This is a genomic window from Plantactinospora solaniradicis, assembly GCF_042658085.1.
Classification (GTDB): Bacteria; Actinomycetota; Actinomycetes; order Mycobacteriales; family Micromonosporaceae; genus Plantactinospora; species Plantactinospora solaniradicis.
Map to the genome: position 1 here is coordinate 330,864 of NZ_JBHSPR010000001.1, position 18,896 is coordinate 349,759.

The window sequence follows — 18,896 nt, forward strand, 5'->3', positions numbered from 1 at the left end:
GAACCGGCCACGGTAGAAATCCGACCGGAGAGCCTGCTACCCGGGCGGTGACCCCGGCTCCTCGCATAAGGTCGTTCCATGATCGGTTGCCGGATCCGGCGGTCGGTCACGCCGTACCGATCCGGTCCCGCCGGTTCGGCCGGCGGCGGAGTGACCACGAGCGCAGCGAGGAGAGGCCGATGGCCGAGTTCGACGTGGCGACGGCGGCGGTCCAGGCGGCCCTCGACGCCGGAGCCCGGTACGCCGACGCGCGGGTGATGCACCGCCGCTACGAGTCGATGTCCGCCCGCAACGGCGAGATCGAGTCCGTCACCCAGGACGAGAGCGCCGGGCTCGGGGTACGTGCGCTGGTCGGTTCGGGCTGGGGCTTCTACGCCGTACCCGATCTCACCGCCACGGCGGCCCGGACGGCGGGTGAGCGGGCCGCGCGGATCGCCGCCGCCAGCGGCCGGGTCGCCGGTCCCGGCAGCAAGCTCGTGCCGATGCCCGCCAGTACCGGCTCGTGGAGTTCCCCGTGTGCCGTCGACCCGCTGTCGGTACCGCTGTCCGACAAGGGCGACCTGCTGGTCCGGGCCACCCGGACGTCCCAGGAGCACGGCGCCGACCAGGCCGAGGGGCTGTACCAGATCTGGGACACCCGGAAGTGGTTCGTCTCCAGCGAGGGACACCGGATCGACCAGCACATCCGGGAGTGCGGTGCCGGGATCTCGGCCACGGTGATCGGGGACGGCGAGACCCAGCGGCGTTCCTATCCCAGCTACCGGGGCCAGTACGGCACCCAGGGCTGGGAACTGATCGACGGGCTCGACCTGACCGCGCACGCCGCCCGGATCGCCGAGGAGGCCCGCGAACTGGTCACCGCCCCGGTCTGCCCGGCGGGGGAGACCACACTCATCCTCGGTGGCGAACAGATGGCGCTACAGATCCACGAGTCGGTGGGACACGCGATCGAACTGGACCGCATCCTGGGCTGGGAAGCCGCCTTCGCCGGTACCTCATGGTTGGACCTGGACCAGCTCGGCGTCCTGCGGTACGGCTCCGAGCTGATGAACATCACCATCGACCCGACGATCCCGGGGGCGCTGGGCAGTTTCGGCTTCGACGACGAGGGCACCCCGGCGACCCGGCGCGACGCGGTCCGCGAGGGTCGCTGGGTCGGCACGCTGGCCGGGCGGGACTCGGCCGCCATCGCAGGACTGGACTACGCCGGCAGCGTCCGGGCCGACGGCTGGGCCCGGTTGCCGATGGTACGGATGACGAACGTCGGCCTGGAGCCCGGTCCACACACCCTGGACGAGATGATCGCGGCAACCGACGACGGCGTACTGATGGATCTCAACCGCTCCTGGTCGATCGACGACAAGCGGCTCAACTTCCAGTTCGGCTGCGAGATCGGCTGGGAGGTGAAGAACGGCCGACGGGGCCGGATGCTGCGCAACCCGACCTACACCGGAATCGGCCCCCTCTTCTGGCGGTCGATGGACATGCTCTCCTCGGAGAGCATCGCCTGGGGAACGCCGAACTGCGGTAAGGGACAGCCGGGACAGATCGGCCACACCGGACATCCGGCCGCGCCCGCCCGGTTCACCGGCGTCCGGGTCGGGGTGCGCGGGTGAGCGCGAGGACACGGATGAACCCAAGGAGACAGGTGCACGCGCGGGAACGGAGGCAGCGATGACGTCCCCACTCGACCTCGCCGGTCAGGTCGTCGAACTGGTCCGACAGGTTGCCGGGCCCGGTGCGCAGGCGGAGGTCGGCGCCGAGCGGGCGGACCTGGCACTGACCCGGTTCGCGAACTCCTTCATCCACCAGAACATCGGCGAGGCCGCCACCTCGGTACGGCTGCGGCTGCACCTCGACGGCCGGACCGCCAGCGGTTCGTCCACCGTGGTCACCCCGGCGGGACTGCGCGACCTCGTCGAACGTACCGTCGCGGCGGCCCGGCACTGCCCGCCCGACCCGGGCTGGCCGGGTCTCACCCCGCCCACGGAACCGGACGGCACCGGCAACTGGGACGAGTCCACCGCCGCGGCCTCCGCCGACCAGCGGGCCGAGCGGGTACGGGAGTTCGTCGAGACGGCCGGCGGCCTGGAGGCGGCCGGCTACTGCCGTACCGGACGCCGGGAGGGAGCCTTCGCCAACAGCGCCGGGCACTCGGTCACCGGCCGGAGCACCGAGGCCGCGATGGACGGGATCGCCCGGTGCGGTGGAGCCGACGGCGTCGCCCGGCTCAGCTCGTTCCGGCTCGGAGACCTGCTCGGCGGGGTGCTCGGGGCCCGGGCGTCGGTGAAGGCGCGGGCCGGCGTCGCCCCGGTCGAACTGGCACCCGGGCGCTACGAGGTGGTGCTGGAGCCGACCGCCGTCGCCGACCTCCTACAGAACCTCGCGACGTACGGGTTCAACGGCAAGGCGTACAACGAGCAGAGGTCCTTCGCCGCACCCGGCACCGAGCAGTTCGACCGGGCGATCACCCTGGTGGACGACGCGCTGGCCGGTCCGGCGCTGCCGTTCGACGCCGAAGGCACCCCCCGGACCCCGGTCGCGCTGGTCGAGCACGGCGTCACCACCGCCGTCGCACACGACCGGCGAACCGCCGCCGAGGCCGGCGCGGGAGTCACCTCCACCGGGCAGGCGGTGCCGGGCGGTGCCGCGACCGGGCCGGTCCCGTTGCATCTGCGGCTCGTACCGGCTCCGTCGCACAACGGCCTGACCAGGGCAGGCGAGGTCTCCGGCCCGGTCGTCGACTCCGACACCGCCGCACTGGTCGCCGAGGTCCGTCGGGGGTTGCTGGTCACCGACCTCTGGTACACCCGGGTACTCGATCCGAGGAGCCTGGTCGTCACCGGACTCACCCGCAACGGCGTCTGGCTGATCGAGGACGGCGAGGTCGCGGCGGCCGTACAGAACTTCCGGTTCACCCAGTCCTATCCACAGGCGCTCGCGCCGGGTGCGGTGCTCGGCGTGGGCCGGCACACCGCACTGCAGTCCCAGACCTTCAGCAACGGTTGGTGGTCGGCACCGGCACTGCGATTGGCGTCGTGGAACTTCACGGGCGGCGCCTCGGGCTGAAGGGACACCGTGCTTGTCGATGTGCCGCGCGACGGGACCGGGATGTCCTGATTGTCGGGGTGCCCCGACTGCGGGGATGCCCCGTTCGCGCGTCGGTGCTTGACTGTGTGGCGTGACGGACGACGCGACCACCCCCGCCGAGGACGACGCGAGTGCCCCTGCCCGGGGCGGGCCGGGACGTTCCGTACCGCCCGGCCCCGCGGAGCCGGCCGACCGGGACACCGCTGCCGACGTACCCCCGGCTCCGACCGGCCAGCCGGCCGGGGCGGCGCGGCGTCGACCCGATCCGACCGCCCGGCGGCGCCGCTGGCTGATCGGCGGGGGCATCGCGGGCGCGGCGGTGCTGGTCCTGCTGGTCTGCGGCTGTCTCGGGGCGTTCGCCGCCGGCCTTGGCCGGCTCGCCCACGAGGCCGACCGCGGACGGACGGCGCAGGCCCGCGCCGAGTCCGCCTGCCGCGACTTGGAGAAGCGCCTCAACCGGCTGAGCCCGCCCGGCGCGGCTGCCAACCCGGGTCAGCGGGCAGCGGCGATCCGCGACGAGAACGCCGCGGTCCGGCCGTTCCTGTCCGAAGTCGAGCGACTACGCGGATGGTGGAGCGACGACGAGGACGATGACGGCGACGTCGCTCACGACGGCCGGAGTGAGTCGTGGCGGGAACTGGTCGACGCCCGGACCAGTTACGCCGACGCCCTCGACCGGCAGGTGACGAGCGGCGAGCCGGCGTTCTTCATCGCGCCGCAGGACCGCGCCGGCCGACCGGTGCTGGACCGGTTGGAACGCGGCCCGGAGTCGTGTGCCGCCGCCGCCCGACGGCTGGCCGCACCCGACCTGTGAACCGCACCCGACCGGCGAACCGCACCCCATTCGCGAACCGGACCCGACCGGTGAACCGCAGCTGACCGGTACGCGCCCGATCGGCCTCTGGGGACAGCGCGGCAGGTGGCGGCGTCGGACGCGACGTGGCGGTGGCGCCGAGTGAAGTTATGCACAACCATGCCCGGATCCGTCGACAGGACTTTCGTAACCGACGGGAAACCCGCGAGACTCCCTTGCGCATGTGCCCGTCATCGTGCGGCGTAACGTGTGCACCGACGCGGACGCAGGTAGCGCGGCTGCGGGGCTTCCCCTGCCCGCGCGCCCCGCCGGAAACACCATCCGTGCCCGTCAGCCAGACCGGGCCCCGTCAGGGAGACATAGATGACTACGAGGTCGGCCCCACCTATGGCCGGACTGCCGGGGGGCGCGCGTTCCCGCGCAGCCATCGCGGCAAAAACCCTGCGTACCGATCGCTGGTGGTTCGCGCCGCTGATCACGGTGGTCGGGCTCGGCGCCTGGATCACCTACGCCACGGTGCGCGTCTTCATGCACGACTTCTACTGGGTCGAGGAGTACCACTACCTGACCCCGTTCTACTCACCGTGTGTCACGGAGAGCTGCATCCCGGAGGCGGCGCACTTCGGCCGGATCCTGCCCGGTTGGTGGATCATCCCGGACGCGGCGCTGACCCTGCCGTTCCTGCTGCTGTTCCGGCTCACCTGCTACTACTACCGCAAGGCGTACTACCGGTCGTTCTGGCTCTCGCCGCCGGCCTGCGCCGTGCCGGACGGGCACAAGACGTACAGCGGCGAGACCCGTTTCCCGCTGGTCGGCCAGAACCTGCACCGGTACGCCTTCTACGCCGCGATGATCATCTCGCTGATCAACACCTGGGACGCGATCCTCGCCTTCCACAGCCCCGAGGGCTTCGGCTTCGGGCTGGGCAACCTGATCCTGCTGGGCAACGTGGTGATGCTCTGGGCGTACACGCTCTCCTGCCACTCCTGCCGGCACATCGCCGGTGGCCGGTTGAAGCACTTCTCCAAGCACCCCGTCCGCTACCGGTTCTGGACCGTGGTCTCCAAGCTCAACGTCCGGCACATGCAGCTCGCCTGGATCACCCTGGGCACCCTGGCGCTCACCGACTTCTACGTCATGGCGCTCTCCGCCGACTGGTTCAACGACCTGCGGTTCATCAACTAAAGGGCCTCTGACATGACTACCCGAATCGAACGACACCACTACGACGTCGTCGTCATCGGTGCCGGCGGTGCCGGCCTGCGCGCGGCGATCGAGGCCCGGCTCGCCGGGAAGCGGACCGCGATCATCTCCAAGTCGCTGTTCGGCAAGGCCCACACGGTGATGGCCGAGGGCGGTGCCGCCGCCGCGATGGGGAACGTGAACAGCCGGGACAACTGGCAGGTCCACTTCCGGGACACCATGCGGGGCGGCAAGTTCCTCAACAACTTCCGGATGGCCGAGCTGCACGCCAAGGAGTCACCGCAGCGGATCTGGGAGCTGGAGACGTACGGCGCGCTCTTCGACCGCACCAAGGACGGGAAGATCTCGCAGCGCAACTTCGGTGGGCACGAGTACCCCCGGCTCGCGCACGTCGGTGACCGTACCGGGCTGGAGCTGATCCGCACCCTGCAACAGAAGATCGTCTCGTTGCAGCAGGAGGACAAGAAGACGCACGGCGACTACGAGGCCCGGATCAAGGTCTTCGCGGAGACCACGATCACCGAGCTGCTGCTGGACGGGGACCGGATCGCCGGAGCGTTCGGCTACTACCGCGAGTCCGGCGAGTTCGTCCTCTTCGAGGCCCCGGCCGTCGTGCTGGCCACCGGCGGCGTCGGCCGGTCGTACAAGGTGACCTCGAACTCCTGGGAGTACACCGGGGACGGGCACGCGCTGGCGCTGCGGGCCGGCGCCACGCTGATCAACATGGAGTTCCTCCAGTTCCACCCGACCGGCATGGTCTGGCCGGTGTCGGTGAAGGGCATCCTGGTCACCGAGTCGGTCCGGGGTGACGGCGGGGTGCTGAAAAACTCCGAGGGCAAGCGGTTCATGTTCAACTACGTCCCCGACGTCTTCCGCAAGCAGTACGCGGAGACCGAGGAGGAGGCGGACCGCTGGTACAGCGACCCGGACAACAACCGGCGCCCGCCGGAGCTGCTTCCCCGCGACGAGGTCGCCCGGGCGATCAACAGCGAGGTCAAGGCCGGTCGGGGTACGCCGGCCGGCGGCGTCTACCTGGACATCGCCAGCCGCCTGCCGGCCGAGGAGGTACGTCGGCGACTGCCGTCGATGTACCACCAGTTCAAGGAGCTGGCCGACGTCGACATCACCGCCGAACCGATGGAGGTCGGGCCGACCTGCCACTACGTGATGGGTGGCGTGGAGGTCGATCCGGACAGTGGCGCGGCGGCCGGGCACGTGCAGGGGCTGTTCGCCGCCGGTGAGGTCTCCGGGGGCATGCACGGCTCCAACCGGCTCGGTGGGAACTCCCTCTCCGACCTGCTGGTCTTCGGCAAGCGGGCCGGCGAGCACGCCTCGGCGTACGCCGACGCGCTCGCCGCCCGGCCGAAGGTGTCGTCGCCCGACGTCGAGGCCGCGGTGGACCGGGCGCTGGCCCCGCTGGAGCGCGAGGGCGGGGAGAACCCGTACACGTTGCAGCAGGACCTCCAAGCGGTGATGGGCGACCTGGTCGGCATCATCCGGCGCAAGGGTGAGCTGGAGGAGTCGCTGGTCAAGCTGGCCGACCTGCGCGACCGGGTGACCCGGGTGGCCGTGGCCGGCGGCCGTCGCTACAACCCGGGCTGGCACCTGGCGCTGGACCTGCGCAACATGCTGGTCGTCTCGGAGTGCACCGCGCGGGCGGCCCTGGAACGCGAGGAGTCCCGGGGTGGGCACACCCGGGAGGACTTCCCGACCATGGCGCCGACGTGGCGCACGGTCAACCTGGTCTGCTCGCTCGACGGCGACAAGGTGCGGCTGGAGCACAAGCCGCTGCCGAAGATCCGTCCGGAGCTGATCCAGCTCTTCGACCGCACCGAACTGTCCAAGTACCTGACCGACGAGGAACTGGCGGACTTCGACGCCCTCACCGGGGACGCGCACGCTGAGGAGGCGGCCAAGTAATGGGCAAGGAGAACGGTACGGGTGGCACCGGCAAGGCCCCCACGACCCGCAATTTCAAGGTCTGGCGCGGCGACGAGTCCGGTGGCGAGCTGACCGACTACCAGATCCAGGTCAACGAGGGCGAGGTGGTCCTCGACGTGATCCACCGGCTCCAGGCGACCGAGGCTCCCGACCTGGCCTGCCGGTGGAACTGCAAGGCCGGCAAGTGCGGCTCCTGCTCGATGGAGATCAACGGCATGCCCCGGCTGGGTTGCATGACCCGGATGTCGACGTTCGAGGAGACCGAGACGGTCACCATCACCCCGCTGCGTACCTTCCCAATCATCCGGGACCTGGTCACGGACGTCTCGTTCAACTACGAGAAGGCCCGGGAGACGCCGGCGTTCGCGCCGCCGGAGGACCTGGCCCCCGGCGAGTACCGGATGCAGCAGGTCGACGTCGAGCGGTCGCAGGAGTTCCGGAAGTGCATCGAGTGCTTCCTGTGCCAGAACACCTGTCACGTGGTCCGAGACCACGAGGAGAACAAGCAGGCGTTCGCCGGGCCGCGCTACTTCATCCGGGCCGCCGAGCTGGACATGCACCCGCTCGACACCAAGACCGACCGGAAGGAGTACGCACAGGCGTCGCAGGGCCTCGGCTTCTGCAACATCACCAAGTGCTGCACCGAGGTCTGCCCGGAGCACATCAAGATCACCGACAACGCGATCATCCCAATGAAGGAACGCGTCGTCGACCGACGGTACGATCCTCTTGTGTGGCTGGGTAGCAAGATCTTCCGACGTGGGCACAGCGAGGGTGACCAGACCCCGCGCGATCCTGACCAGCTCGGCGAGGTGCACTCGGTGGCCGGCGGGTCGCACGACCCGGAGTCCGAGGGCGACGCCGAGCGGGGCGTGCACTGGAACCGGCAGGTGCCGCACCCGACGGCACCGTCGACCGATTCACGTGGTCGCCTGCCGATCAGCGAGTTCACCTTCGACCGGGCGGCCGCGCCGTCCCCGTTCGGCGACGACGTGACGTTCCCGCTGCCGGCCGACGGGCTCAACTACAGCCACCCGGAGCAGAAGGACTGATTCCGACCTGGCGCGACGGGCGGGGGTGGCCGATCGGCCGCCCCCGTTTCGTCTGAGCAGGTCAGGACGGGTCGGCCGCGGCGAGGATCGGGCGCAGAGCCGCCACGATCGGTACGTCCGCGGGCAGCCACGGCACGCTGTCCAGCTCCTCCGGGCGCAACCAGCGCAACTCGGAGTGCTCCAGCGGCTGCGGCTGGTCCTCGCCGACGAGCCGGACGGCGAACACCTTCAGCACCGAGCGGTGTCCCATCCGGACATCTCGACCGATCCGGTCACCGACCTCGACCCGTACCCCGAGTTCCTCGGCGCACTCCCGGACCAGCGCCGCCGCCTCGGTCTCGCCGGGCTCGACCTTGCCGCCCGGAAACTCCCACCGGCCCGCCGTCTCCGGCGGACTCGACCGGGCACAGGCCAGTACCCGCCCGGCGACGATGATCGCCGCCCCCACCACGACCTTCGGCTCCCGTCGGCCGTGGCCGGCGAATCCCCCAGTCGACTCATCGCGGCCGTTACCGCTCGCCCATTCGGTCTGCACGGGCGTCCAGCGTGCCAGATCAATCGGGAATTCGGGTAGCGGACCCGGCCCCACGGCCAATAGAACACGGAAGGGTGGACGTGGACACACCAGCCGCTCAGCGACAGACTAGGGAGCACCGACCGAGACACGGGATGGCGACGATTTGGCCACAAGCCGGCAACGACGCCTGGGAGGTATGGCGATGCGTGCTCTGTGGGGTGGCCGGATGGACCGTGACTACCTGACTGACGCACTCACCTTACTGGGCGGCTGGACCCGCGAGGGACAGCAGATCAAACGGACCCTCATCCTCGACGACACCCAGCACGCGGCCCTCACCGAACGCGTGAAGATCATCGCGGACGCCCTGCATCTCCGCCCGGAGATCCGCCGGCTGGACGGACACACCCAGATCAAGATCGGCCCCCGGGACGCGGGAGAGATCACCGAGGGCGAGGTCACCCTCGCCGCCCGGATCGAGGACGTGTACCGCGCGGTGACCAGCACCCCCTGACCCCCGCGAGCCGGGCGGTGCCGTCGACCGACGACGCCTCGCTGGCGTCGCCGTGGTGGCGCCGCCCTCCTACTCTCGGATCATGGCCAACGTTACCTATGACCGTCGGGAGCAGTTCCAGCAGATCCAGAGCGGGCTGCTCGACGGAGAGCAGGTCATCGCCGTCTACGACGCGATCGGGGCCGGTACCGGGTTCATCGGCCTGACCGACCGGCGCGTGATCATCCAGGACAAGTCGTTCATCGGCAAGAAGTTCGCCATCACCAGCATCCCGTACTCGAAGATCACCAGCGTGAGCGTGGTCAGCAACAAGTCATGGGGTGGCTCGTTCTTCTCCACCGGCGCCATCGCGATCCACGTCGGCACCCACACCTACGAGGTGGAGTTCCGGGGCGACAAGAAGAGCCACCACGTACACAACGTGATCCTGCACTACATCTCCTGACCGATGTGGTCCGGCCCGGTATCGACCGGTACCGGGCCGGACCGTCCGTCAGGCGCCGACGTAGGCCGCGAGGTGCTCGCCGGTGAGGGTGGAACGGGCGGCGACGAGGTCGGCCGGGGTGCCCTCGAAGACGATCCGGCCCCCGTCGTGACCGGCGCCGGGGCCGAGGTCGATGATCCAGTCGGCGTGCGCCATCACCGCCTGGTGGTGCTCGATGACGATGACCGACTTGCCGGAGTCGACGAGCCGGTCGAGCAGGCCGAGCAGGTGCTCGACGTCGGCGAGGTGGAGGCCGGTGGTCGGCTCGTCGAGGACGTAGACGCCACCCTTCTCGGCCATGTGGGTGGCCAGCTTGAGCCGCTGCCGTTCGCCACCGGACAGCGTGGTGAGCGGCTGGCCGAGGCTGAGGTAGCCGAGCCCGACGTCGACGAGCCGGTCGAGGATGGCATGCGCGGCCGGCGTACGCGCCTCGCCCGCGCCGAAGAACTCCTCGGCCTCGGTCACCGACATCGCGAGCACCTCGCTGATGTCGCGGCCGCCGAGGTGGTACTCCAGCACCGCCGCCTGGAACCGCTTCCCCTCGCACTCCTCGCAGACGGTGGCGACGCCGGCCATCATCGCCAGGTCGGTGTAGATGACACCGGCGCCGTTGCAGTTGGGGCAGGCGCCCTCGGAGTTCGCGCTGAACAGCGCCGGCTTCACGCCGTTGGCCTTCGCGAACGCCTTGCGGATCGGGTCGAGCAGTCCGGTGTACGTCGCCGGGTTGCTTCGTCGCGAGCCGCGGATCGCGGCCTGGTCGATCGACACGACGCCCTCGCCGGCCGGGATAGACCCGTGCACGAGGGAACTCTTGCCGGAGCCGGCGACACCGGTGACGACGACCAGCACCCCGAGCGGGATGTCGACGTCGACGTCCCGCAGGTTGTGCGCCGTCGCACCGCGGATCGGGAGCTGGCCGCTGGGCGTCCGCACCTTCTCCTTGAGGGCGGCCCGGTCGTCGAGATGGCGGCCGGTGATGGTGCCACTGGCCCGCAGCCCCTCGACGGTGCCCTCGAAGCAGACGGTGCCGCCCCCCGTACCGGCGCCGGGGCCGAGGTCGACGACGTGGTCGGCGATCGCGATCGCCTCCGGCTTGTGCTCGACGACGAGCACCGTGTTGCCCTTGTCCCGCAGCCGCAGCAGCAGGTCGTTCATCCGCTGGATGTCGTGCGGGTGCAGGCCGATGGTGGGCTCGTCGAAGACGTAGGTGGTGTCGGTGAGCGAGGAGCCGAGGTGGCGGATCATCTTGACGCGCTGCGCCTCGCCGCCCGACAGCGTGCCCGCCGGCCGCTCGAGCGAGAGGTAGCCCAGCCCGATCTCCACGAACGATTCGAGGGTCCCCAGCAGCGTGGCGAGCAACGGCGCGACCGACGGCTCGTCGAGGCCGCGAACCCAGACCGCCAGGTCGCTGATCTGCATCGCGCAGGCGTCGGCGATGTTGATCCCGCCGATCCGCGACGAGCGGGCCGCCTCGCTGAGCCGGGTGCCACCGCAGTCGGGACAGGTGGTGAAGGTGACCGCCCGATCCACGAACGCCCGGATGTGCGGCTGCATCGCCTCCCGGTCCTTGGCGAGAAACGACTTCTGGATCTTGGGGATCAGCCCCTCGTAGGTGAGGTTGACGCCCTCGACCTTCACCTTGGTCGGCTCCCGGTAGAGGAAGTCCTGCATCTCCTTCTTGGTGAACTTGCGGATCGGCTTGTGCGGGTCGAGGAAGCCCGACTCGGCGTACGTCCGCACCGTCCACCAGCTGTCCGACTTCCAGCCGGGGATGGTGAACGCGCCCTCGGCGATCGACTTGGAGTCGTCGTAGAGCTGGGTGAGGTCGATGTCGGAGATCGTGCCCCGGCCCTCGCACCGCGGACACATGCCGCCGGTGATGCTGAAGCTGCGACGCTCCTTCACGGTCTGTCCGGCGCGCTCCACGGTGACCGCACCCGCGCCACTGATCGAGGCGACGTTGAAGGAGAAGGCCTGCGGCGAGCCGATGTGCGGCTGCCCGAGCCGGCTGAAGAGGATCCGCAGCATCGCGTTGGCGTCGGTGGCGGTGCCGACCGTGGAGCGTGGATCGGCACCCATCCGCTGCTGGTCGACGATGATCGCCGTGGTCAGCCCTTCGAGTACGTCGACCTCCGGCCGCGCCAGCGTCGGCATGAAGCCCTGCACGAAGGCGCTGTAGGTCTCGTTGATCATCCGCTGCGACTCCGCGGCGATCGTGCCGAACACCAGCGAACTCTTGCCCGAGCCGGAGACGCCAGTGAACACCGTCAGCCGGCGCTTCGGGATCTCGACGCTGACGTCCTTGAGGTTGTTCACGCGGGCGCCGTGCACGCGGATCAGATCATGGGTGTCGGCAACGTGCGGCGCGGGCGACTGCGTGTCCGTCCTCGGGGCCATGCTCGTCCTCTCTCCATCTGTCCGGCGGTCCGTCTTCTCTCCATCTGTCCGGCGGATCCGTCTTCGCGGTCTCCGTCGGCGTCACCCAGCTCAGCTCGATCTAACCAATCGGCACTCAGCGATCCTGAAGCAGCCCGAGGACGTTGCCATCGGGATCGGTGACGGTCGCCACCAGGCGGCCGCCGCCAACATCGCGTACGGGCTCCTTCACGGTGGCACCCGCAGCGGTCACCTCGGCCAGCTTCGCCTCGATGTCCGACACGTGCCAGTGGGCAACCGGTGCGGTCATGCCCTGCGATCCAGCGCCCGGCACCAGCCCGATCTGCTGGCCGGCGGCCTCGAAGCCGACGTAGTAGGGCTCGTCGACCTGCGGCGCCACCCCGAGCAGGGCGGTGTACACCGCCTTGGCCGCCGCTAGGTCGGACACGGGATGCAGCACGGTCTTGATTCCCCGGGTGGAAGAACCGGTCATGGTCACTCCTGAAGCCGTCGGTCACATCGCCTGAGGATGCTGGAATCGTCGGGCTGACGTCCATGGCGGCAAGGCTAGTTGCGGGCCCGTGACCTGCGCTTCTTGATTCCTGATCACTCTGCTCAGCCGTCCGCGGGGCACGCACGGCGGCCTCGCCGCCGTCGGGTCGGCCGCGCGGTGCCTCACGGACCGGGTCGACATGTCGACCCGGTCCGTGAGGCGAAAGCTGAGAATGCCCAGACGGGGCTGTTTTCAGACGCTGAAGCGGAACTCCACCACGTCACGTCGCCGGTCAACGTCTGGGTCGACCCCCCGACAGGCGCCCGTCACGCCGACTGGAGCGGCTGGATGCTGTCGAGCGCATCGCCGAGCGCATCCTTCTCTACCTCAAGGTCATACCTGTTCTGCAGATTGATCCAGAACAGGTCCGTAGTGCGGAAGTAGCGCGAGAGACGGAGGGCGGTGTCGGCCGTTATACGCCGCTTGCCGTGGACGATCTCGTTGATCCGCCGGGGCGGTACGCCGATGGCCACGGCAACCTTGTGCTGTGTAATCCCGAGCGGGACGATGAAGTCCTCCATCAGCACCTCGCCAGGGTGGATCGGGGCCAGCTTGCTCATCTCAGCCACCTCCCTGGTGGTAGTCGACGATCTCGACGCCTTCTGGACCAATTTCGGTCCAGATGAAGCAGATCCGCCACTGGTCGTTGATCCGGATGCTGTGCTGGCCCTTTCTGTCACCCTTGAGCCCCTCCAACCGGTTACCTGGCGGGACGCGAAGGTCGTCGAGAGCCACCGCAGCGTCGAGGAGCGTCAGCTTCCTCAGCGCCGTCCGGAGGACCCGAGCGTCGAGAGACCTGACCCGCTCACGCTGCCAGAGTCACTCGGTCTCTCGATTAGCGAAGGACCGGATCACTGGCCAAGTTAACGCGAAGCGTCAATAACGTCACGCGTTAAGCGTAAGCTCCGCCACGCAACGCAGCCGACCCCGAGACCCAGATGTCGAACGACAATTTGACTAGACGTTGAAGCGGAACTCCACCACGTCGCCGTCCTGCATCACGTAGTCCTTGCCCTCGATCCGGACCCGGCCGGCGGCCTTGGCGGCGGCCATCGAGCCGGCGGCCACCAGGTCGCCGTACGAGACGATCTCGGCCTTGATGAAACCGCGCTGGAAGTCGGAGTGGATCACACCGGCGGCCTCCGGGGCGGTCGCCCCGATCGGCACGGTCCAGGCCCGCGCCTCCTTCGGCCCGGCGGTCAGGTACGTCTGCAGCCCGAGCGTCCGGAAACCGACCCGGATCAGCTGGTCGAGTCCCGGTTCGGACTGCCCGATCGACTCCAGCAGTTCCCGGGCCTCGTCGGCGGGCAGGTCGGTCAGTTCCGACTCGACCTTGGCGTCCATGAAGATCGCCTCTGCCGGTGCGACCAGCAGGCGCAGCTCGTCCAGCAGGTCGGCGTTGTTGAGTTCCGCCTCGTCGACGTTGAAGACGTACAGGAAGGGCTTGGTGGTCAGCAGGTGCAGCTCGCGCAGCTCCGCCACCTCGATGCCGGCCTTGGCCGCGCCCGCGTACAGGGTGACCCCGGTGTCGAGCAGCTCGGCCGCCTTCTTCGCGGCGGTGACGGCGGCGGCCCGATCCTTGCGGACCCTCGCCTCCTTCTCCAGCCGGGGCAGCGCCTTCTCGATCGTCTGGAGGTCGGCCAGGATCAGCTCGGTGTTGATCGTTTCGATGTCGTCGCCCGGCGAGACCTTGCCGTCGACGTGCACCACGTTGGGGTCGGAGAAGACCCGTACCACCTGGCAGATCGCGGCGGCGTCCCGGATGTTGGCGAGGAAGGCGTTGCCCCGACCCTGGCCCTTGGACGCCCCCCGGACCAGGCCGGCGATGTCGACGAACGAGACCGGGGCAGGAATGACCTTCTGCGAGTCGTGGATCTCCGCGAGCTTGCCCAGCCGCTCGTCCGGCAGCCCGACCACCCCGACGTTCGGCTCGATGGTGGCGAACGGATAGTTGGCCGCGAGTACGTCGTTCTTGGTCAGCGCGTTGAACAGGGTGCTCTTGCCGACGTTGGGCAGGCCGACGATGCCGATGGTCAGTGAAGTCATGCGAACGCGACTGCCTCTCTCGTTGCCTCTCGCGACCCGGCGTGGTCCACCGGTCCGGCCCAAGGGTGAAGTCTACGGAGCCTCCGGCGCGGCCCACGCGACGGGCGAGCCGAGCCGACGCGACGGTCGAGCCGGTCCCACGAGGGCGGGCGCGTCCGCCCTCGTCCGGCTCCTCGCCACCGCCGTGGTGGTGACTCCGGCCACCGTCGGCCCACGGCGCACGCTCAGGTCCGATTTCCGCGAGTCATCCCGCTCCGGGCGGGGCACCATCGAGGCATGGAGCTGGATTTCGAGCGGTGCTACCGAGCGGTCGACAGTCGGGACCAGCGGTTCGACGGCTGGTTCTACACCGGCGTACTCACCACCGGCATCTACTGCCGTCCGTCCTGTCCGGCCATGACCCCGAAACGAAAGAACGTCCGCTTCTTCCCGTCGGCCGCCGCCGCCCAGCGGACCGGGCTGCGAGCCTGCCGCCGCTGCCGGCCCGACGCCGCCCCCGGCTCGCCGGACTGGAACGTCCGGGCCGACGTCGTCGGGCGGGCGATGCGGCTGATCGGCGACGGGGTGGTGGACCGGGAGGGGGTACCGGGGCTGGCCGCCCGACTGGGCTACACCGAGCGGCACCTGCACCGCATGCTCGTCACCGAGGTCGGGGCCGGTCCGCTCGCGCTGGCCCGGGCGCAACGGGCCCAGACCGCCCGGATCCTGGTCGAGACGACCGACCTCGGCCTGGCCGAAATCGCCTTCGCGGCCGGATTCGGCAGCGTACGGCAGTTCAACGACACGATCCGCGAGGTGTACGCCGCGGCGCCCTCCGAACTCCGTACCGCTGCCCGGGGACGGTCGACCGAGCCAGCCGCCGGTACGCCGGGGGCGATCAACCTCCGGCTGGCGTTCCGGGCACCGCTGCACGCCGAGGCGCTGCTCGACTTCCTCGCCCTCCGGGCGATACCCGGGATCGAGGAGGTCGGCGATGGGTCGTACCGCCGTGGACTGCGCCTTCCGCACGGACCGGCCGAGGTCGACCTGACCCCGCTGCCCGGCTACGTCGGGGCGACCCTGCGGCTCACGGACGTCCGCGACCTGGCACCGGCGGTGGCGCGCTGCCGTCGGCTGTTCGACCTGGACGCCGACCCGGAGGCCGTCGACGCGCTGTTGTCCGAGGATCCGGCGCTCGCCGACCTGGTCGCGAAGGAGCCCGGAGTACGGGTTCCCCGGGCGGTGGACGGGTTCGAGATGGCCGTACGGGCGATCATCGGTCAGCAGGTCTCCGTCGCCGGAGCCCGTACCGTGCTGGCTCGGCTCGTCGCGGCCACCGCCGTACCCGCGCCGTCAGAGCCGGCGGGCACCTCCCCGCCGATGTCACCACCACCGGAGTCCGGATCGGAGTCGGGCGAGCCGGCCGGACTGCGGCCGTTTCCCTCCCCCGAGGAGGTGCTGGCGCTGCCGGACTCGGCGTTCGGGATGCCGACCGCCCGGCGGGAGAGCATCCGGGGCCTGGCCGAGGCGGTCGCGACCGGACATCTCGACCTCGATCCGGGGGCGGACCGGGCGGAGATGGTCCACCGGATGACCGCGCTGCCCGGGATCGGCGCCTGGACCGCCGGCTACGTCGCGATGCGCGGCATCGGCGATCCCGACGTCTTCCTCCCCACCGACCTCGGGGTACGCCGGGGCGCCGCGGCGCTCGGGCTCCCCGACACCCCGTCGACCCTCGACGCGTACGCCGGCCGCTGGCGGCCCTGGCGCTCGTATGCGGTGATCAGACTATGGAGAGCAGAGTGAACGATCTGTACAGCACCGGCATGGACACCCCGGCCGGACGGTTGACGGTCCTGGCCGACGACGACGGCGTGGTGCACGCTGCCGGGTTCACCACCGACGCCGACGGGCTGCTCGCACTCGTACATCCCCGGTTGCGGGGCCCGATCCGGTCCCGGAACGACCTCGGCCCGATCACCTCCGCCGTCCGGTCCTATCTCGACGGTGACCTGACCGCGATCGACGCGATCCCGGTCGAGCAGCACACCGACGGCGAGTTCATGGCGCACGCCTGGCACACGTTGCGGCAGGTCAAGCCGGGCGAGCCGATCACGTACACCGAGTTCGCCGGCCTGGCCGGGCGGCCCCGGGCGGTTCGGGCGGCGGCGATGGCGTGTGCCCGCAACGCGGCCGCACTCTTCGTACCGTGTCACCGCGTGCTGCGCACCGACGGCGGACTCGGCGGCTTCCGGTGGGGGCTCCCGGTGAAGACCTGGCTGCTCGACCACGAACGGTCGCCGGGCGACCGCTAGGCCGGTCGTCCTCGGAGAACACCGCAATTGCACCGTCAATCCGGATGACGTGGCGGAATACACTGAGGCCGAGCCGTCCGACTCCGATCATGCGATCCGGCGCTGCCGGCCGGCCCGGGTGCCCGCCTACGGCGGTTCCCGGACCCATGTCGGATTGGAACGGCTCGGCTCGGACGACACCGCCGGGAGCCACAGATGATCGTCGTGTTCTGGCTGATGGCCCTGCTCTTCGTCGTGTTCACGCTGCGGGACCGGGCCCGCGCCCGGGCGGCCGTCGAGGCCGGACTGGCCGAGGTCCAGCGACGACAGTGGCGGCCACCGGCCACACCGGACCCGTTCGTCGACGTCAGCCCGTACGACCTGGCCCGGCTGAATCGCGGCTGGAACCATGTCATCGACACGGCCGTCGTCACGCTGATCCGAAACGGCGTGCTACGGATCTCCCGCGAGGGTCAGATCAGCGCGGTCGCCGGTCACACGCCGCCGACCGACCCAATGGAGCAGGCGGTGCTGCGGGCACTCGCCCGGAGCCCCCATCAGCAGCGGTCCGCCGCGGAACTGCGGGACGAGGCGACCATCAACTCGGCAATGACCGACCAGTACCAACGGCTGATAGACAACGGGATGGTGACCCCGGGCTCGATGCTCACGCCGACCCGGTACTCGCTACGTAGACTGCTCGACCTCTCGATCACCGCGATCGTCGCCCCGTGGCTGCTGCTCGCCGTCGCCGTCCTGCTGCCGCCGGCCAGTTGGATGCTGGCCGCCGCCGCGATGGTCGTGAGCACGGTGGCCGGTAGCGTCGGCATCCGGTCGTACCTGGAGGGTAAGCGGGCGGTCGAACAGGCCGGCTTCTACGGCGGCTGGAGTGGGGGAACCACGTCCAGCGACCGGGTCGTCCCGCTTGTCCAACACGCCATCCGCCAACGGGCCGGAGAGATCGGGCGGATGCCCGCCGCGCGTCGCGCGCTGCTGCCGGCCGGGATCGTCGTGGCACTGTGTGGGTTGGCCGCGCTGGGCGACCCCGCGATCCAAACAGCCCTCCATCCGCCCAAGCCGGCCGAGGAGGACGCCGTCGAAAGCGCCAGCGCCAGCGGCGGTGGTGGTTGCGGCGGATGCGGCGGCGGATGCGGCGGCTGCGGATGCGGCGGCTGACCGGAGATCGGTGCCGGTGCGCGGGGATCGGGATGGAGCGGGCGACATGTTGGGCATCGGCATCGGATGGCGTCCGGAGATCGACCTCACCGTGGAGCGGCTGCCCGGGGTCGACTTCGTCGAGGTGATCGCCGAGCGGCTCCGCCCACCCCGGATCCCCGAGTCGCTCCGGCTGCTGCGTGCCCGGGGCGTCACCGTGATCCCGCACGGCGTCGGGCTCGGGCTCGGCGGAGCGGAGCCACCCGATCCGACCCGGCTCGCCCACCTGGCGGCCTGCGCCCGACTTCTCGGGTCGCCACTGGTCAGCGAGCACATCGCGGTCGTCCGGGCCGACGGCGTCGAGGCCGGACACCTGCTGCCGGTGCCACGCAGCCGGGACTGTCTCGACGTACTGGTGGAGAACGTCCGGCTCGCCCAGGCGGCGCTGCCGGTGCCGTTGGCCCTGGAGAACGTGGCGGCACTCTTCGGCTGGCCGGACGACGACCTCGCCGAGGGAGAGTTCCTGGCGGAACTGGTCGCCCGGACCGGCGTACGGCTGCTCGTCGACGTCGCGAACCTGCACACCAACCGGCTCAACCAGGCGGTCGACCCGCTCGACACCCTGGCTGGCCTGCCCTGGGACGCCCTCGGATACGTGCATGTCGCGGGCGGATACCAGCGGGACGGTGTCTGGCACGACACGCACACCCGACCCCCCTCCGCCGACATCTACGGCCTGCTCGGCGAGCTGTGTGCGGCGACCCGGCCCCCGGGCGTGCTGCTGGAGTGGGACGGCGACTATCCCAGCGACGAGGTACTGGCCGACGCCCTCGGGCAGATCCGCCAGGTGGTCGGAACCCGACCCGCTGCCGGCCTCC

Annotated in this window: 16 protein-coding genes and 2 pseudogenes; 12 read left to right on the plus strand and 6 right to left on the minus strand. The window is 70.2% G+C overall.

The window, feature by feature from the left end; translation table 11 throughout:
- Window positions 1-179 precede the first annotated feature (179 nt).
- The 6 genes from ACFP2T_RS01515 (at window position 180) to ACFP2T_RS01540 (ending at window position 8,100) form a co-directional block, all read left to right on the plus strand.
- Window positions 180-1,616: a TldD/PmbA family protein gene (locus ACFP2T_RS01515; RefSeq protein ID WP_377416419.1), complete on the plus strand. Its 1,437-nt coding sequence runs from the start codon at window positions 180-182 to the stop codon at window positions 1,614-1,616.
- A 58-nt stretch (window positions 1,617-1,674) separates the two neighbouring features.
- Window positions 1,675-3,069 carry a TldD/PmbA family protein gene (locus tag ACFP2T_RS01520; RefSeq protein WP_377416421.1) on the plus strand — a complete coding sequence of 465 codons (1,395 nt, stop codon included), beginning with the start codon at window positions 1,675-1,677 and terminating at the stop codon, window positions 3,067-3,069.
- Window positions 3,070-3,181: 112 nt separating this feature from the next.
- Window positions 3,182-3,904, plus strand: coding sequence for a hypothetical protein (locus ACFP2T_RS01525; RefSeq protein ID WP_377416423.1), 723 nt, complete (start codon window positions 3,182-3,184; stop codon window positions 3,902-3,904).
- A 363-nt stretch (window positions 3,905-4,267) separates the two neighbouring features.
- Window positions 4,268-5,089, plus strand: a complete 822-nt coding sequence (locus ACFP2T_RS01530) for a hypothetical protein (protein WP_377416425.1) — start codon at window positions 4,268-4,270, stop codon at window positions 5,087-5,089.
- A 12-nt stretch (window positions 5,090-5,101) separates the two neighbouring features.
- Window positions 5,102-7,027 (plus strand): fumarate reductase/succinate dehydrogenase flavoprotein subunit, encoded by a 1,926-nt coding sequence (locus ACFP2T_RS01535; protein ID WP_377416427.1) that lies wholly within the window; start codon window positions 5,102-5,104, stop codon window positions 7,025-7,027.
- Window positions 7,027-8,100, plus strand: a complete 1,074-nt coding sequence (locus ACFP2T_RS01540) for a succinate dehydrogenase/fumarate reductase iron-sulfur subunit (protein WP_377416429.1) — start codon at window positions 7,027-7,029, stop codon at window positions 8,098-8,100. The genes ACFP2T_RS01535 and ACFP2T_RS01540 overlap by 1 nt, the downstream gene beginning before the upstream one ends.
- A gap of 61 nt (window positions 8,101-8,161) precedes the next feature.
- Here ACFP2T_RS01540 and ACFP2T_RS01545 read toward each other — a convergent pair whose 3' ends face one another.
- Entirely contained in the window at window positions 8,162-8,635 is a 474-nt protein-coding gene (locus ACFP2T_RS01545; protein WP_377416431.1) for a (deoxy)nucleoside triphosphate pyrophosphohydrolase, read from the minus strand.
- Window positions 8,636-8,819: 184 nt separating this feature from the next.
- Between ACFP2T_RS01545 and ACFP2T_RS01550 the strand changes: the two genes are divergently transcribed.
- Window positions 8,820-9,131, plus strand: coding sequence for a 4a-hydroxytetrahydrobiopterin dehydratase (locus ACFP2T_RS01550; protein WP_377416433.1), 312 nt, complete (start codon window positions 8,820-8,822; stop codon window positions 9,129-9,131).
- Window positions 9,132-9,213: 82 nt separating this feature from the next.
- Window positions 9,214-9,576: a PH domain-containing protein gene (locus tag ACFP2T_RS01555; RefSeq protein ID WP_377416435.1), complete on the plus strand. Its 363-nt coding sequence runs from the start codon at window positions 9,214-9,216 to the stop codon at window positions 9,574-9,576.
- 48 nt (window positions 9,577-9,624) lie between these two features.
- Here the strand turns inward: ACFP2T_RS01555 and ACFP2T_RS01560 are convergent, their stop codons facing one another.
- From ACFP2T_RS01560 to ychF, 5 genes and pseudogenes are all read right to left on the minus strand, one after another.
- On the minus strand, window positions 9,625-12,012 hold the full coding sequence (locus ACFP2T_RS01560) for an ATP-binding cassette domain-containing protein (protein WP_377416437.1): 2,388 nt from the start codon (window positions 12,010-12,012) through the stop codon (window positions 9,625-9,627).
- 115 nt (window positions 12,013-12,127) lie between these two features.
- A complete protein-coding gene (locus tag ACFP2T_RS01565) occupies window positions 12,128-12,484 on the minus strand; it encodes a VOC family protein (protein ID WP_377416439.1) in 357 nt (118 codons plus the stop codon).
- A 326-nt stretch (window positions 12,485-12,810) separates the two neighbouring features.
- Window positions 12,811-13,104: a HigA family addiction module antitoxin gene (locus ACFP2T_RS01570; RefSeq protein ID WP_377416441.1), complete on the minus strand. Its 294-nt coding sequence runs from the start codon at window positions 13,102-13,104 to the stop codon at window positions 12,811-12,813.
- 1 nt (window position 13,105) lies between these two features.
- Window positions 13,106-13,333, minus strand: a pseudogene (locus ACFP2T_RS01575) (type II toxin-antitoxin system RelE/ParE family toxin); the annotation flags it as partial.
- Window positions 13,334-13,501: 168 nt separating this feature from the next.
- Window positions 13,502-14,590, minus strand: a complete 1,089-nt coding sequence (gene ychF, locus ACFP2T_RS01580; protein ID WP_377416443.1) for a redox-regulated ATPase YchF — start codon at window positions 14,588-14,590, stop codon at window positions 13,502-13,504.
- Between the two features lie 276 nt (window positions 14,591-14,866).
- Between ychF and ACFP2T_RS01585 the strand changes: the two genes are divergently transcribed.
- The 4 genes and pseudogenes from ACFP2T_RS01585 to ACFP2T_RS01600 form a co-directional block, all read left to right on the plus strand.
- On the plus strand, window positions 14,867-16,375 hold the full coding sequence (locus tag ACFP2T_RS01585) for a DNA-3-methyladenine glycosylase 2 family protein (protein WP_377416445.1): 1,509 nt from the start codon (window positions 14,867-14,869) through the stop codon (window positions 16,373-16,375).
- A gap of 20 nt (window positions 16,376-16,395) precedes the next feature.
- Window positions 16,396-16,884 (plus strand): methylated-DNA--[protein]-cysteine S-methyltransferase, encoded by a 489-nt coding sequence (locus ACFP2T_RS01590; RefSeq protein ID WP_377417833.1) that lies wholly within the window; start codon window positions 16,396-16,398, stop codon window positions 16,882-16,884.
- Window positions 16,885-17,079: 195 nt separating this feature from the next.
- A complete protein-coding gene (locus ACFP2T_RS01595; protein ID WP_377416447.1) occupies window positions 17,080-18,039 on the plus strand; it encodes a TIGR04222 domain-containing membrane protein in 960 nt (319 codons plus the stop codon).
- 46 nt (window positions 18,040-18,085) lie between these two features.
- Window positions 18,086-18,874, plus strand: a pseudogene (locus ACFP2T_RS01600) (MbnB/TglH/ChrH family RiPP precursor modification enzyme); the annotation flags it as partial.
- Window positions 18,875-18,896: the final 22 nt, after the last annotated feature.